Source organism: Bradyrhizobium cedriense, assembly GCF_054602315.1.
In genome coordinates, this window is sequence record NZ_JBTSWB010000002.1 from 147,624 (window position 1) to 162,888 (window position 15,265).

The following is a 15,265-nucleotide window of genomic DNA, read 5'->3' on the forward strand; positions in this document are numbered from 1 at the left end:
GACCGATGTCGTTCAAGAAACTCCTGATCGCCAACCGCGGCGAGATCGCCATTCGCATCGCGCGCGCGGCAGCCGATGCCGGCATCGCGACGGTCGCGATCCATCCTGCGGACGATGCACTGTCGCTGCATGTACGCGTTGCGGACGAGGCGGTCGAAATTCCCGGCCGCGGCGCGCGGGCCTATCTCGACATTGACGCCGTGGTGAAGGCGGCCAGAACGGTGGGCTGTGACGCCATGCATCCCGGCTACGGCTTTCTCAGCGAGAATGCGGCCTTCGCAAAAGCCTGCTCTGACGCGAGTATCACTTTCGTCGGCCCCAAGGCGACAGCGCTCGAACTGTTCGGTGATAAGGTCGCGGCACGGCAACTGGCAAAGCGCTGCGGCGTGCCGATCATCGCCGGCACCAGCGGACCGTCGAGTCTCGAGGAGATCACGGCCTTCTTCGCGTCGCTCGGCAGCAACGCGGCGATCGTGATCAAGGCGATGGCCGGTGGCGGCGGTCGCGGCATGCGCGTGGTGGAGAAAGTGTCCGACCTGGCGGAAGCCTATGCGCGCTGCCAGTCCGAGGCCAAGGCGGCGTTCGGCTTCGACGGCGTTTATGCCGAGCGGCTGATCCGGCAGGCGCGCCACATCGAGGTGCAGATCATCGGCGATCGCCACGGTGCGATCTCCCATCTCTGGGAGCGCGAATGCACCATCCAGCGCCGGCATCAGAAGCTGATCGAGGTGGCGCCGAGCCCGTCGCTGAGCGAAGGTTTGCGCGGCCGCATCATCGAGGCGGCGAAGCAGCTTGCGGCTGCGGCTTCTTACGACAATCTCGGCACCTTCGAGTTCCTGGTCGACGGCACGGCAGACGACAGCTTTGCCTTCATCGAGGCCAATCCGCGGCTCCAGGTCGAGCACACCGTGACGGAAGAGGTGCTCGGGCTCGACCTCGTCCGCGCCCAGATCGCGGTCGCGGCAGGCAGTTCGCTGGCCTCGCTCGGCCTTGCGCAGGGGACGATCCCCAAGCCGCGCGGCCATGCCATGCAGCTCCGCGTCAACATGGAGACGTTGGACGAGACTGGCGCGACGCATCCGACCGGCGGTGTGCTTGGCGTGTTCGAACCGCCATCGGGTCCGGGAGTCCGCGTCGATAGTTTTGGCTATGCCGGCTACAAGACCAGTGCGGCTTTCGACTCGCTGCTGGCCAAGGTCATCGTGCACACGCCGGGCGAGGCCTGGCAGGACGTCGTCGCGAAGGCCTCGCGCGCCTTGCGCGAATTCCGGATCGATGGCGTCGTCACCAACATCGCCTTCCTCCAGGCGGTGCTGGCGCATCCCGATTTCAGGACCAACCGCATCGCGACCGATTTCATCGACCGCAACATTGCAAAGCTCGTCGAGGCGACGGAGGGCGCCGCCAAACCGCTCTATTTTGCGGCGGCCGAGCGAAGCGGCGGACATGGCGCAGAGGCGCACGTCGCACAAGCCGTCCCCGAAGGCGCGGTGATCGTCGCAGCGCCCCTGCAGGGAACCATCGTCATCATCCAGGTGAAGGAAGGTGAGATCGTCCGCCCCGGCCAGCAGCTTGCCGTGATCGAGTCCATGAAGATGGAGCACCTCGTCATGGCCGAGCAGGGCGGCAGGGTGATGAAGCTCGTCGCCGGCGACGGCGTCACGCTGATGCATGGCGAGCCGATCCTCTATCTCGAACCGCTCGATGTCGCGGCTGACAGCACGGCGGCCGAAGCCGACATCGATCTCGATCACATCCGTCCCGATCTCGCCGAGCTGATCGCGCGCCAGGCCAATACGCTCGACGAGAACCGTCCGGCCGCGGTCGAACGCCGCCGCAACACCAATCAACGGACTGCGCGCGAGAACGTTGCCCAGCTCGTCGATGAAGGCTCGTTCATGGAGTACGGCAGCCTTGCGATCGCGGCACAGCGCCGCCGGCGCAAGCTCGACGATCTCATCAAGAACACGCCGGCCGACGGCCTCGTCATGGGCGTCGCCACCGTGAATGCCGGGAAATTCGGCCCCGAGGGCGGCCGCTGCATCGTCGTGGCCTACGACTATACCGTGCTCGCGGGTACGCAGGGCCACATGAACCACAAGAAGATCGACCGCATGCTGACGCTCGCGGAAGATTGGCGCGTGCCGCTGGTGTTCTACGCGGAAGGAGGCGGCGGCCGACCCGGTGATACCGACCGGCTCGGCATGACCGGGCTCGACGGTCCGTCCTTCGTGCAGTTCGCTAGGCTCTCGGGCCTCGTGCCGGTGGTTGGCGTGGTCTCCGGCTATTGCTTCGCCGGCAATGCCGCGATGCTCGGCTGCTGCGACGTCATCATCGCCACCAAGAACGCCTCGATCGGCATGGGCGGTCCGGCCATGATCGAGGGCGGCGGGCTCGGCGTCTATCACCCGGCCGAGGTGGGTCCGGTCTCGTTCCAGGCGCCGAACGGCGTCATCGACATCCTGGTCGAGGACGAGGAGGAGGCGACACGCGTCGCGCAGAATTACCTGTCCTATTTCCAGGGCACCGTGACGGAGTGGGACGCCGCCGACCAGCGCCTGCTCCGCCGCGCGATCCCCGAGAACCGGCTGCGCGTCTACGACATTCGCAGCGTGATCGACCTCGTCGCTGATGAGGATTCCGTGCTGGAGCTGCGCCGCGACTACGGTGTCGGCATGATCACCGCGCTGATCCGCATCGAGGGCAAGCCGTTCGGCCTGATCGCCAACAATCCGCGCCATCTCGGCGGCGCCATCGATGCCGATGCCGGCGACAAGGCCGCACGTTTCCTCCAGCTCTGCGACGCCTTCGATCTGCCGATCGTCTCGCTCTGCGATACGCCCGGCTTCATGGTCGGCCCGGAGGCCGAGAAGACTGCGATCGTGCGCCACGTCTCCCGCATGTTCGTGACCGGCGCGAGCCTCACCGTCCCGCTGTTCGGCATCGTGCTGCGCAAGGGCTATGGCTTGGGGGCACAATCGATGATCGGCGGCGGCTTTCACGCCTCCTTCTTCACTGCGGCCTGGCCGACCGGCGAGTTCGGCGGCATGGGTCTGGAAGGCTATGTCCGCCTCGGCTTCCGGAAGGAGATGGAGGCGATCGCCGATCCCGAGGAGCGCGAGACCTATTACCGCAACAAGGTCGCCGAGCTCTACGCAAACGGCAAGGCGGTCTCGATCGCCTCGGTGTTCGAGATCGACAACGTCATCGACCCCGCCGAGACGCGGCGCTGGATCATGGCCGGACTGCGCTCGGTGCCGAAGCCCGAGCCGAGGAAGGCGAAGAAGCGGCCGTGCATCGACACGTGGTGAGGGCGATGCAGCAAATCGGCCCTGTCTGAGCATCCGGGCCTTCTGCCTTCCACACCGTCATGCCCGGGTTGTCCCGGGCATCCACGTTCTTTCGCAGGTGCGGCAATACGTGGACGGCCGGGACGAAGCCCGGCCATGACGGCGCGTTGGGGCTTTGTGCCTCCAACCCCGTTCTCGGTTCCCGATTGACATCCCCGCCTGTGGTGCCAGACTTTGCACAATAATACAGGGTGGAGACGTCCGCGATGGCCAGCCTTTCGGCCTCGAACCATGTCGCCCGTGTCTTGTCCGTCGCCAATCATGTGGCCGACGTCGACGCCTCTTCGCGGATTGCCGGTTCCTGGCGGCGCTGCCTCGTCAATCACAAGCTCGATCCCGCCCGTCAGGGACCGCCGCAGACGCTGACCGAAGCCGAGGTCCGGCATGCCGCCGAACCGATGGAGGAGACGATCCGGCTGGCAACGCCCGAGCTCGACGATCTCGCCCGCGTGCTGCGCGACGCCGGCTATTGCGTCAATCTGGCGGATGCGAACGCGACCATGCTGTTCAGCCGTCTGCCGGGCGAAGCCGACGCAAGGATGTTTCTGGACTGGAAGATCTACACCGGCTCGAATTTCGCCGAGACTTTCGAGGGTACCAACGGGCTCGGCACCGCGCTGGCCGAGAAGAAGCCGATCCTGGTGCATCGCGACGAGCATTTTCGCGCGCAATGGCACATGTTCTCCTGCGCCGTGGCGCCGCTGTTCGACCAAGCCGGGCGGCTGGCTGGTGCCATCAACATCACCTCCTGCCGCGAGGATCTTGAGCGAGCCGCGCACCAGCTTGCGCTCGCGGTGACGATGGAGGCGACGCGGCGGATGGAGGGCGCGATCTTTCGTGGCCATTTCCGCGACGCGTGGATCGCGACCGTGCCTGGGGACGGCGGCAGCGGTCTCATCGCCTATGACGACGACCGGCGCGTCGTCGGCGCGTGCCGTTCCGCGCGCGCGCTGCTCGGTCTCACCGACGGCATGATCGCCGCCGGCATTGATCTGTCGCGCTACATCAAGTTCGATCATCATGCCGCGCGTGGCACGGACGAACTCGTCGAGCTGCGTCGCGCCGATGGCAGTCCGTTGGGCCAGGGGCGTGTCGCGCCGCCGCTGCGCACGAGGACGCGCCCGCTTGCGCCGCGCCGCGATGCCTCTGTCGATCGCTTCGACGCGATGCACCGGCTCGCCGGTCGCGATGGCGGCCTGATCAAAAGCGTGAACCGGCTCAGGCGCATCGGCGATCACAATCTGCCTGTGCTGCTGCATGGCGAGACCGGGGTCGGCAAGGACGTGTTCGCGCGCGCCATTCACGCCGCCAGCAACCGCGCACGCAACAACTATGTCGCCCTGAATTGCGCGGCCATGCCCGAGAGCCTGATCGATGCTGAGCTGTTCGGCTACGAGGCCGGCGCCTTCACTGGCGCGCGGCGCGAGGGGTCGAAGGGCCTGATCGTGCAGGCGGATGGCGGCACGCTGTTTCTCGACGAGATCGGCGACATGCCGATCTCGCTGCAAACGCGGCTTTTGCGCGTTCTGGAAAACCGCGAGGTCTGGCCGCTCGGCGCGCTCAAGCCCGTCGCCGTCGACATCCGCCTGATCAGCGCCACCCACCGCGACCTCGGCCGCATGGCGGAGCAAGGCGCTTTCCGCGCCGATCTCTATTTCCGCCTGCGCGGAATCGAGGTGCGGCTGCCGGCGTTGCGCGAGCGTGCCGACCGTGACGACATCATCCGCCAGATCGCGCGCGAGGAGGCACCGAACTGCCACCTCTCCGAGGATGCCTGGTCGCACCTCGCGGCCTATCCGTTCCCCGGCAACATGCGCCAGCTCCGCCACGTGCTGCGGCTCGCGGGCTGCACCGCGGATGATGGTGTCATCACGGATGCCGATCTCGATCTGCCGGCGTTCGGGGGACGGGCGGCGGAGCCCGACCTCGCGGCCGCCGAACGCGGGACGATCGTCGGGGCGCTGCGCGCGCATGGTGGCCGCGTCACCGAAGCGGCTCGCGCCCTGAAGCTCAGCCGCGCGACGCTGTATCGGAAGATCAAGCAACTGAAAATCAAGGCCGTTTGATCCTTGGTCCGGCGCGACGTCCCACTTCCGCCGAAACAAGCTTGGAACGTGGGCGACGCTTGTAACGTCCCGCGCCGAAGGGGCCGCCGCGAACGGGCATTGCCGCTTACTGCGAGAGAGAAGGAGGCTCGATGGAGGAGATCGAAGTCTTTCTGGCTGTCGTCGAAGCTGGCAGCCAGACCGCGGCTGCGCGGCGGCTGGGGCGCTCGCTCCAGTCGGTTAACCGGGCACTGGCTGCGCTGGAACGTAGCGTCGGCGTCGAGCTGGTGCGGCGGACCACGCGGCAGTCGGTGGCGACGGAGGCGGGACTTGCGTTCTATCGTCGCGTCAAGCCAGCCTTCGCCGAGATCGGTGAAGCGCGCCTCGAGGCGGCAAACCGGCGCGTCGAGCCCTCCGGGCTGCTCAGGGTCGCTGCGCCGATCCTGTTCGGGGCCACGCATGTCGTGCCGGCCATTGCCGAGTTCATGGCGCGTTTTCCGCAGATCGAGGCCGACGTCAACATGTCCGACCGGCCCGTCGACGTCGTTGGCGACGGCTTCGATCTCGCCGTCCGGATCAGGGAATTGCCCGACTCCTCGCTCAAGACTCGGCGGCTGGGAGAGTTGCGCACCGTTGTTTACGGCGCGCCCGCTTATTTCAAGCGCCACGGCCGCCCGCGTCAGCCCGGTGATCTCGCCGATCATCAGTGCATCCTGCGCAGGACTGCCCAGGGCGAAGCCGATGCATGGCGGTTTCGGATCGACGGCCGCTTGACTACCGTGCAGGTGAATGGCCGCTTTCGCACCGACAGCATGACGGCGGCGCATGCTGCCGCTCGTCATGGCATCGGTGTCGGATATGGTCCGTTCTGGCAGATCCGCGACCTCGTCGACCAGGAGGCTCTCGAAATCGTGCTCGAGGATTTCGAGGCACCGCGAACGCCCGTGCGGGCAGTGTTCCCGCCGAGCGCGATACCGCCGGCCAAGACGCATCTCTTCGTCGATCTTCTGGCGGAGAGGCTGAAGCTCGAGCGGCTTTGAGCGACGTCCTGGAACGCATTCTACCGATTGGCGGGAATGTCTATCCCGCACTGGGCCCGTTGTCCCGGCGCGGGGGCCATCGCAGCTTGAAGCGCAAGGGCACTTTCGCCCCGCGAAAAGGACTGCGCCATGACTCCAAATCGACGGACACTCCTCCATGCGGGCGTCGGCGTCACCGCGACGCTGGCTTCCGCTACTCTTGCCGGGCAGTCGTCCGGCGCACGTGGTTCGCAATCGCTTGAGCCCTTGCTCGCGAATGATGCAGAATCTCGCGCGGCAGCCGCGCAGGATTTCGGCCACATCCTGGATAGACCGCCCCGGGCCGTCTGCAAGCCTGCGACGAGCGGCGAGGTCGCTGACGTCGTGCGCTGGGCAAAAGACCAGGGGTTGAAGGTTGCAGCGCGCGGGCAGGGTCACGCAACCTACGGCCGGGCCATGGCCGAAGACGGCATCGTGATGGATCTTGGCACGTTGGCCACGATCCATCGGATCGAGCCCGATCATGTCTTGGTCGATGCCGGTGCGACCTGGCACAAGGTGGTGGATGCGACCTTGGCCAAAGGGCTCGTCCCTCCGGTCCTGACCAACTACCTCGAACTGTCGGTCGGTGGCACGCTTGCCGTCGGGGGAATCGGGGGATCATCATCCCGGCACGGTCTCCAGACCGATCAGATTCTGGAACTCGACGTCGTCACGGGCGAAGGCGTGGAACTGACCTGTTCGCCGACCTCGCATCCCGAGCTCTTCGATGCCGTTCGAGCCGGCCTTGCGCAATGCGCGATCATCATCAGAGCGACGCTTCGGTTGATGCGCGCACCCGAGCGGGTTCGGCGATTTCAGCTGTCTTATCCCGATCTTGCCTCACTCACGGCAGATCAACGGCGCGTTCTGGAGGAGGCGCGGTTCGATCAGCTGCAGGGGGCTGTCGTGCCCGACGGCACCGGTGGCTGGCGCTATCAACTGGAGGCGGGTGTCTTCTACGACGGCAAGATGCCTCCTGACGACGGGGCCTTGCTCGCGGGCCTGGTGGACAAGCGCGAGACCGTCTCCGACCTGACTTTTGGCGAGGACGCGAACGCATTCGCCAAGCTCGAAAAGGTCCTGCGGGCGAACGGCCAATGGCTGAATCCGCATCCCTGGCTTCTGACCTATTTGCCCGGCAGCAAAGCGCTGAAGATCGCGAGCGATGTCATTGCCGAACTGAACAGCGATGATCTGGGCCCGTTCGGCCGCCTTACCTACTATCCGATGTTCACTGACGGATGCCGTACGCCCCTGCTTCGGCTTCCTGACGAACACGTTGTGTTTCCGTTCAATCTCATCCGTATCCCGACGTCGGCCGACCAGTCGAATGCGGAGCGGCTGGTCAAGCGAAACCGCGAGCTCTATGACCGCATTCGCACCGCAGGTGGTGTCTTGTATCCAGTGAGCGCGCTTCCGATGTCGTCCAGCGATTGGGCGGATCATTTCGGTGTGCGATGGTCGCTTTTGCGCGAAGCCAAGGGGAAACATGACCCCGGTAGCCATCTCACTCCGGGTTATGAGCTGTTCTAGGTCGCCATATCCGGCATCGACAACGGCTTCTTCAGGAGAAATCCGTCCAGCTCAGATGCCGTGCGTCGAGATTGCCGATCGTCACGCCCTCGCGCATCTCCCGCGGCGTATGAAAACTGCTGCGCAGATAGACCAGCGGCGTGGCGGTCGCCGCATGCGACACGCTGCGCACCTCGCCGACGAAGATCGAATGCGTCTTCGTCTCGAATTCCTGCGCCAGCACGCAGTCGAACGCCGCAACCGCGTCCGTCAGCACCGGCGCACCGGTGGCTCCCCACGTCCACTGCCCGAAGGCGAAACGGTCGTCGCCGTTGATGCCCTTCTGGCCGCTGAAGGTGAGCGCGAGCGCCGCGTGATCCTCGTGCAGGAAGTTGATCGCGAAGGCGCCTTCCTCGCGGATGCGCGCATGGGCGCTGGCGTTGCGGTTGACGCAGACGATCAGCGAGGGCGGGTTGTCCGACAGTGAGCAGGCCGAGGTTACCGTCAATCCCGTGCGCTTGCCGTGCTCGGCGCCCACGGTAACGAGCGCCACGGCGCCGGCGCATTGGCGCATCGCCTGCTTGAAATCCTTCGTGTCGACCGTCAAGTGGAGATCTCCGAGATGAACGCGGGTGCGGCACGATCGCGCCGCACCCGCATCTGGTCAAGCTGCCTTGCGCGCGGAGCCGAGATGCGCAAGACGCGGCATCACCTCGTTCTTCAGCAGCGAGAGCGAATGGTGCCAGGCTTCCGGCTTGTGCTTGTAGTCGAAGCCGAACACGCAGAGCACGCCGAAGCCGCCGACCTCGTCGTAGATCTTCTCGATCTTTTCGGCGACGGTCGCCGGCGAGCCGACGATCCAGTTCCGCTTGGCGCAATATTCGACGGTGACGTCGCTATCGGGCACGTCGGGCGCGTGCTTCAGGTAGTCCTTGAAGCCGAAATGGCCGAGCAGCGGCAGGAAGTACTCGCCCATCATCCGGCCCATCATGTCCCCGGTCGAGAGCTTCCAGGCCTCCTCGTCGGTATCGGCGACAAACACCTCGCGCACCAGCCGCCAGTCCTGCCGGTTCGGCTTGCGCCCGGTCTTGGCGGCGCCGATCTCGACCGAGTCCCAGTGGCTGCCGACATAGGCCGGGTTGAGGTTGAGGCTCATCGGAATGAAGCCGCGCTCGCCGGCGAGCTTCAACGTGTCCGAGTTCTTCGAGAGCCCGGCCACGCCGATCGGCGGATGCGGCGCCTGCAACGGCTTGATGTGCGGCTTGAGGAAGTCGAACATCGTGTCCGGCTTGGTCACAGTCCAGAACTTGCCCTTGTAGGTCCAGGGCGCGGGATCGCTCCACATCTTCAGGATGATCTCGAGCGCCTCGCGGGTCATGTCGCGGTTCTGCCCGCTCATGCCGTCGACGTTGAACATCGCCCAGTCGCTGGGAAGTCCCGATGCGGCGACACCGAAATTGAGCCTGCCCTCGGAGAGATGGTCGAGCATGGCGACGCGGTTGGCGAGCTCGGCCGGGTGGTGGTAGGGCAGCAGGAACCCGCCCGGTCCGATGCGAAGTTTCTTGGTCTGCATCAGCGCCTGCGCGATCAGCAGGTCCGGCGTGGGGTTGGGTTCCCAGGGCGCCGTGTGGTGCTCGCCGATCCAGGCCTCCTGATAGCCGAGTTCGTCGAGCCAGCGCAGGACCTGCAGGTCCCAGTCGTGTCCTTCCTTCAGGCCGCACTCCGGCGGATGCGAAGGCATCGTGAAATAGCCGATCTCCATGGGTTTCCTCATCTGATGTTGACGCGTCTTGTCGCGCGTTGACGGAGTTGAGCGACGAAGGCTTCAGCAAGCCGTGTGCCAGCCTGGCGACACCTCGACTTGAAGAGAAAGGGCTGGTTTGCCCGCGCAATAGCCGGTATCTCGGCGGGAGCCTGCAAGACATCGTCTCATGTGTCGCGAGACGGCGTCTTAGCCGTGAGACGAGGACGAGACCTGACATGACCGATCCCGCTTACGTCGCGGTGGACTGGGGCACCAGCAGCTTTCGGCTCTGGCTGATCGATCGCGCCGGCCAGGTGCTGTCGGAGCGCCGCAGCGGCGAGGGCATGCTGGCCGCGGCGAAGGCCGGTTTCCCGGCGGTGTTGCGGTCGCATCTTGCGGCCGTCGAAGCGCCGGATCATCTGCCGGTGCTCGTCTGCGGCATGGCCGGTGCCCGCACCGGCTGGGTCGAGGCCGGCTATGTCGATACGCCGGCGCCGCTCGCTGCCGTTCTGAAGCAGGCCGTGCGCGTGCAGGGCGAGGTGCGCGACATCCGGATCCTGCCGGGCATCGCGCAGCGCGACGTCAAGGCCCCGGACGTGATGCGCGGCGAGGAGACGCAATTGCTCGGCGCGCTCGGCCTCGATGCGGCGGGGGAGACGCTGGTCTGCATGCCCGGCACGCATTCGAAATGGGTTCGCGTACTGGACGGCACTGTCGAACGATTTTCCACCTTCATGACTGGAGAGATCTTCAGTGCGGTCTCGCGCGAGACGATCCTGTCGCTCGCGGTCGCCGGCGCAGACGACGCCGAGGATGTCGCGACCTTCAAGGCGGCGGTGAAGGCCGCGTACGAGGCGCCCGCTTTCGCGGCCAATCTCCTGTTCCGTGCGCGATCGCGGCAGCTTCTGTTCGGCGGCACGCCGGCTGCGGCGCGCGAGGCGCTATCGGGCACGTTGATCGGCGTTGAGCTCGCGGCGGGGCTCTCCTGCACCGTGCCGCAAGCGGGCGTCATGCTGATTGCCTCGGGACGGCTTGCCATACTGTACCGAGTGGCTTTCGAGGCGCTGTCGGTGACTGCAAGGCCCGTCGATGCAGATGAAGCCGTCCGCCGCGGTCTCTCGATGGCGGCTGCCGCGATCTGGACGAAGTAGAGGGATTGTCGAGATGAACGTTCCTTTTCCGTCGATGAAGCGGCCGCTGGTCGCGATCCTGCGCGGCGTCAAGCCGGAGGAGACCGAGGCCATTGTCGGCGAGTTGATCGAAGCCGGCATGACCGCGATCGAGATCCCCTTGAACTCGCCCGATCCGTTCCGCTCTATCGCGATGGCGGTGAAACAGGCGCCGGCCGGCGTTTTGATCGGCGCCGGTACGGTGCTGACCACAGCAGATGTCGATCGTCTCAACGACGTCGGCGGCAAGCTCATGGTCTCGCCCAATGTCGACACCGAGGTGCTCGCTCGCGCGCATCAGCACGGCATGGTGACCATGCCTGGCGTGTTCTCGCCGACCGAGGCGCTGCTCGCCGCGCGATCGGGTGCCTCTAGCCTGAAATTCTTCCCGGCAAGCGTGCTCGGCGCCTCCGGCATCGCCGCGATCAGAGCCGTGCTGCCATCAGGCGTGATGATCGCCGCCGTCGGCGGTGTTTCCGACCAGAACTTTGCAGAGTACATCAAGGGCGGCGTGACGGCGTTCGGGCTCGGCTCCAGCCTCTACAAGCCCGGCATGTCGGCAGCGGATGTCGCAGCTCGCGCGAAGGTGACGGTCGCGGCCTACGATCGGGCGATTGCAAAAAATTGAGCCGAAACAGACAAGTCATGATCGTGTCATAGCTTATTGTCACTCGCGGCACCGCAAACCGATGTTCGCGCATCGTATACATTCGACTGGCTGAAGCAGGAGACCGACATGGCGATCAACAACGTGGCCGATCTGTTCGTTGCGACGCTCGAGCAGGCCGGCGTGAAGCGCATCTACGGCATCGTCGGCGACAGTCTGAATGCGCTGACCGAAGCGCTGCGCCGTCGCGGCACCATCGAGTGGATCCACGTCCGGCACGAGGAGGTTGCAGCGTTCGCGGCGGCCGGCGAAGCGGAGATGACCGGGAGCCTCGCAGTCTGCGCCGGCTCCTGCGGCCCGGGCAATCTGCATCTGATCAACGGGCTGTTCGATGCGCATCGCAGCCGCGTTCCGGTGCTGGCGATCGCGGCGCAGATTCCCACCGCCGAGATCGGCGGCGGCTATTTCCAGGAGACGCATCCGCAGAACCTGTTCCGCGAATGTAGCCATTATTGCGAGCTGGTCTCGGATTCGAGCCAGCTTCCCTACGTGCTGGAGAACGCGATCCGCGCGGCGGTAGGCCTGCGCGGCGTTGCCGTCGTTGCCATGCCCGGCGACGTCGCCTTCCGCAGTCCGCCAAAGCGCACGTTGTCGACGGCGCGCGGGCTTGCCGTGTCGGCGCCGAAGGTCGTGCCAGAGACCGATGAGCTGAAGGCGTTGGCCGACCTCCTCAACGGCGCCGAACGTATCACACTGTTCTGCGGCCGCGGCTGTGCCGGCGCGCACGCGCCGCTGATGCAGCTCGCTGAAGCCTTGAAGAGCCCGATCGTGCATGCGCTCGGCGGCAAGGAGCATGTCGAATACGACAACCCTTACGACGTCGGAATGACCGGCTTCATCGGCTTCTCCTCGGGCTATGCCGCCATGCATGCCTGCGACGCGCTGGTGATGCTCGGCACCGATTTTCCCTACAAGCAGTTCTTCCCGACCGACTGCCAGATCGCGCAGATCGACATTCGCCCGGAGAACCTGGGGCGGCGCTGCAAGATCGATCTCGGCCTCGTCGGCGACGTCAAGCTGACCATCGAGGCGCTGCTGCCGCTGTTGAAGGCCAAGACGCAGCGCAAACATCTCGACGATGCCGTCGCGCACTACAAGAAGGCGCGCGACGGGCTCGATTCTCTCGCCAAGGGCACGCCGGGCAGCAAGCCGATCCACCCGCAATATCTTGCAAAGGTCGTCAGCGACCACGCGGCCGAGGATGCCGTGTTCACCGCCGATGTCGGCACGCCGACGGTGTGGGCCGCGCGCTATCTCGACATGAACGGCCGGCGCCGGCTGATCGGCTCCTTCGTTCATGGCTCGATGGCCAACGCCATGCCTCAGGCGATCGGTGCCCAGGCCGCGCAGCCCGGCCGCCAGGTGATCTCGCTCTCCGGCGACGGCGGCTTCACCATGCTGATGGGCGACCTCATCACGCTGACGCAGATGAAGCTGCCGGTGAAGGTGGTCGTCTTCAACAACGGCGTGCTCGGCTTCGTTGCGCTGGAGATGAAGGCGGCCGGCTTCGTCGACACCAATGTCGACCTGGAGAATCCGGACTTTGCCGCCATGGCGCGTGCGATGGGTATCTTTGCGAAACGCGTCGAGGATCCCGGCGAGCTCCCCGGCGCGATGAAGGAGATGCTGGCGCACGATGGGCCGGCACTGCTCGACGTCGTCACCGCCAAGCAGGAGCTGTCAATGCCGCCGACCATCACGGCCGAGCAGGTCAAGGGTTTCAGCCTCTGGGTGCTGCGCGCGGTGATGAACGGCCGCGGCGACGAGGTGCTGGACCTTGCGAAGACGAATCTCTTGCCGCGCTAAAGCGTGACGAGATGAGGCTTGATCGTTGCAACGACGCAGGTGCGTTCCCTCTCCCGCAAGCGGGAGAGGTGAAGGAGCCGCGGCAACCGAGTCAACCTTGAGCCGTTCGCGCTAGCCCCGCTTCACCGCCGGCAGAGGCGACCGCTCATGGCGGCGCTGCAAGCGTTGCCAGTGCAGCGCGATGCCGGTCAGCAGCGCCGGCACAAAGCCGAGCGCGATCAGGAAATGCGGCAGCGCCTTCGCTGAGACGAAGGCAATAGCAATATCCGAGATCAGCCATAGCGCTGCGAACATGACCGCAAAGTCCGTGCGCGGGCAGCGCAGGTAATAGAACACGGCGGTGATGATGATGGCGGGACCGATGGCGACCGCGATCATGATCGCCGTCAGCTCCTTCGGCGTCAGCGCGTCGAGCACCATCGATGCCAGCAGCCAGAGCGCGGCGAACATGGCGACGATGTCGAGCGGATGCCGCAATCCAATACCTCTCGCGGAGACACACTATCGTTGGGGCCGGAACTACGGCCGTCAAGTCAAAATGCGCTTATTCCTCATCACTTCCCGGCGTCGGGCGCAGCATGAAGTGACCGAAAGCGGTGGCGATCGGCTTGGCCGCGTCGTCCTGCCAGGCCCGCGCCTCGAAGGCAACGATGCGCCGGCCCTGCTTCACGATCGAGACGTCGGCAAACGTATCGAGGGCGCGGCCGGAGCGCAGATAGTTGACGGTGAGGCCGATCGGCTTGGGCGGCGCCGCAGTGCCGAGCTCGCGCGCCACCCCGAGGATTGCGGTGGTCTCCAGGAAGGCTCCTGTCATGCCGCCGTGGATTGCGGGCAGGATCGGGTTGCCGATGATCTGCGGCGAGAACGGCATCGTCAGCGTGCCGTCGTCGTTGACGCGAATGCCGAGGCAGCGCGCGAACGGGCTGTTCGCGAACGGGCCATCCGGATCCTCCGGCGCTTCCAGCGTCGGAATGCTGCGCGCGTCCATCCTCCGGTCCGCGAGCATGTTGGTGCGGTTGGCGCCGATCATGAAGCAGGCGGTTGCGGTCGCGACGGGATCGTCTTCGGACTCCTGATAGGCCGTGGAGCGTACGAAGGCGATCGAGCGCGTCGTGCGGTAGCAGACCGAATGCGCCTTGATGTCGAGGCCAGGCGTCGCCGGCTTCTGATAGTCGATGCGCAAGTCCAGGGTTGCGATCGCGCGCGTGCCGTCAAGCGCAAGTTGCACGGCCATGCCGCAGCTCTCGTCCAGCATCGCCGTGACGACGCCGCCATGCAGAACGCCGGTCTCGGTGTCGCCAACGAAGACGGGACGATAGGGCAGACTGGACCAGGCCTCGGCAGGCGCGAAGCGGTCGAGCTGGAGCCCGCTGATATGACCGTAATCGGAACGGCGGCCCTTGATCGCCTCGGCGAGTTCCTCAAACGGGAGCGTGACGGATGGAGTGGACATGGCGCTGTTCTAGACCAGTGCCGGGCGCCGCGCAAAACCCCGAATGGGCGTCGCAGGTCGGTTGGGCCTCGACAGGGCAGGCCGAAGCGACGATGGTGGGCGCTTCGTTCGTTCGAATAGCCGCAAGGAGCGCCCATGGCCGATCCCGAAACGCCCTCGACCGCCCAGGGGCCCGTCACCATTTCGACCTCCAGTGCTGAGCGGGCGCCGATCATCTATTTCGACGGCGCCTCCTGCTTCGGCCACCACAACGGTGCGATCCAGATCGAGCTTGCCGCGAACCTGTTGATGCCGGTCGGCGCGGCCGTCCGCGTCGACGTGGTCCAGACCGCGCACTTGCGTTGCAGCGTGGCTGCGGCGCTGGCGCTACGCGAAGCGCTCGACAAGGCGCTGGCGATGTATCAGCAGGGCCAGCAGCAGCCGCGGCCGGAGGAAATTCCGGCGGTGAAGAACTGAGG

At 65.8% G+C, this 15,265-nt stretch carries 12 protein-coding genes; 8 read left to right on the forward strand and 4 right to left on the reverse strand.

Going from position 1 to position 15,265, the window contains the following annotated elements:
- The first annotated feature begins 5 nt into the window (after positions 1 to 5).
- From ACYCVF_RS07025 to ACYCVF_RS07040, 4 genes are all read left to right on the forward strand, one after another.
- A complete protein-coding gene (locus ACYCVF_RS07025) occupies positions 6 to 3,311 on the forward strand; it encodes an acetyl-CoA carboxylase family protein (protein ID WP_459604536.1) in 3,306 nt (1,101 codons plus the stop codon).
- A 245-nt stretch (positions 3,312 to 3,556) separates the two neighbouring features.
- Positions 3,557 to 5,416, forward strand: coding sequence for a sigma-54-dependent Fis family transcriptional regulator (locus ACYCVF_RS07030; RefSeq protein WP_459604537.1), 1,860 nt, complete (start codon positions 3,557 to 3,559; stop codon positions 5,414 to 5,416).
- A gap of 131 nt (positions 5,417 to 5,547) precedes the next feature.
- Positions 5,548 to 6,435 carry a LysR family transcriptional regulator gene (locus tag ACYCVF_RS07035; protein ID WP_459604538.1) on the forward strand — a complete coding sequence of 296 codons (888 nt, stop codon included), beginning with the start codon at positions 5,548 to 5,550 and terminating at the stop codon, positions 6,433 to 6,435.
- 246 nt (positions 6,436 to 6,681) lie between these two features.
- The gene (locus ACYCVF_RS07040) at positions 6,682 to 7,989 is read left to right on the forward strand and encodes an FAD-binding protein (protein WP_459604539.1); all 1,308 of its coding nucleotides are present in this window, start codon (positions 6,682 to 6,684) and stop codon (positions 7,987 to 7,989) included.
- 31 nt (positions 7,990 to 8,020) lie between these two features.
- Here the strand turns inward: ACYCVF_RS07040 and ACYCVF_RS07045 are convergent, their stop codons facing one another.
- Complete coding sequence (locus ACYCVF_RS07045) at positions 8,021 to 8,575, reverse strand: flavin reductase family protein (RefSeq protein WP_459604540.1); 555 nt, start codon at positions 8,573 to 8,575, stop codon at positions 8,021 to 8,023.
- Between the two features lie 57 nt (positions 8,576 to 8,632).
- Entirely contained in the window at positions 8,633 to 9,730 is a 1,098-nt protein-coding gene (locus ACYCVF_RS07050) for an LLM class flavin-dependent oxidoreductase (RefSeq protein ID WP_459604617.1), read from the reverse strand.
- 218 nt (positions 9,731 to 9,948) lie between these two features.
- On the opposite strand from ACYCVF_RS07050, the gene ACYCVF_RS07055 reads away from it, so the two are divergent.
- The 3 genes from ACYCVF_RS07055 (at position 9,949) to poxB (ending at position 13,354) form a co-directional block, all read left to right on the forward strand.
- Positions 9,949 to 10,863: a 2-dehydro-3-deoxygalactonokinase gene (locus ACYCVF_RS07055; RefSeq protein WP_459604541.1), complete on the forward strand. Its 915-nt coding sequence runs from the start codon at positions 9,949 to 9,951 to the stop codon at positions 10,861 to 10,863.
- Between the two features lie 13 nt (positions 10,864 to 10,876).
- A complete protein-coding gene (locus ACYCVF_RS07060) occupies positions 10,877 to 11,509 on the forward strand; it encodes a 2-dehydro-3-deoxy-6-phosphogalactonate aldolase (protein WP_459604542.1) in 633 nt (210 codons plus the stop codon).
- Positions 11,510 to 11,617: 108 nt separating this feature from the next.
- Entirely contained in the window at positions 11,618 to 13,354 is a 1,737-nt protein-coding gene (gene poxB, locus ACYCVF_RS07065) for a ubiquinone-dependent pyruvate dehydrogenase (RefSeq protein WP_459604543.1), read from the forward strand.
- Positions 13,355 to 13,465: 111 nt separating this feature from the next.
- On the opposite strand, the gene ACYCVF_RS07070 is transcribed toward poxB, so the two are convergent.
- Both ACYCVF_RS07070 and ACYCVF_RS07075 read right to left on the reverse strand, forming a co-directional pair.
- The gene (locus ACYCVF_RS07070; RefSeq protein WP_459604544.1) at positions 13,466 to 13,831 is read right to left on the reverse strand and encodes a hypothetical protein; all 366 of its coding nucleotides are present in this window, start codon (positions 13,829 to 13,831) and stop codon (positions 13,466 to 13,468) included.
- 67 nt (positions 13,832 to 13,898) lie between these two features.
- On the reverse strand, positions 13,899 to 14,807 hold the full coding sequence (locus ACYCVF_RS07075; RefSeq protein WP_459606505.1) for a PaaI family thioesterase: 909 nt from the start codon (positions 14,805 to 14,807) through the stop codon (positions 13,899 to 13,901).
- A gap of 135 nt (positions 14,808 to 14,942) precedes the next feature.
- On the opposite strand from ACYCVF_RS07075, the gene ACYCVF_RS07080 reads away from it, so the two are divergent.
- The gene (locus ACYCVF_RS07080) at positions 14,943 to 15,263 is read left to right on the forward strand and encodes a hypothetical protein (protein ID WP_459604546.1); all 321 of its coding nucleotides are present in this window, start codon (positions 14,943 to 14,945) and stop codon (positions 15,261 to 15,263) included.
- The last annotated feature ends 2 nt before the right edge of the window (positions 15,264 to 15,265 follow it).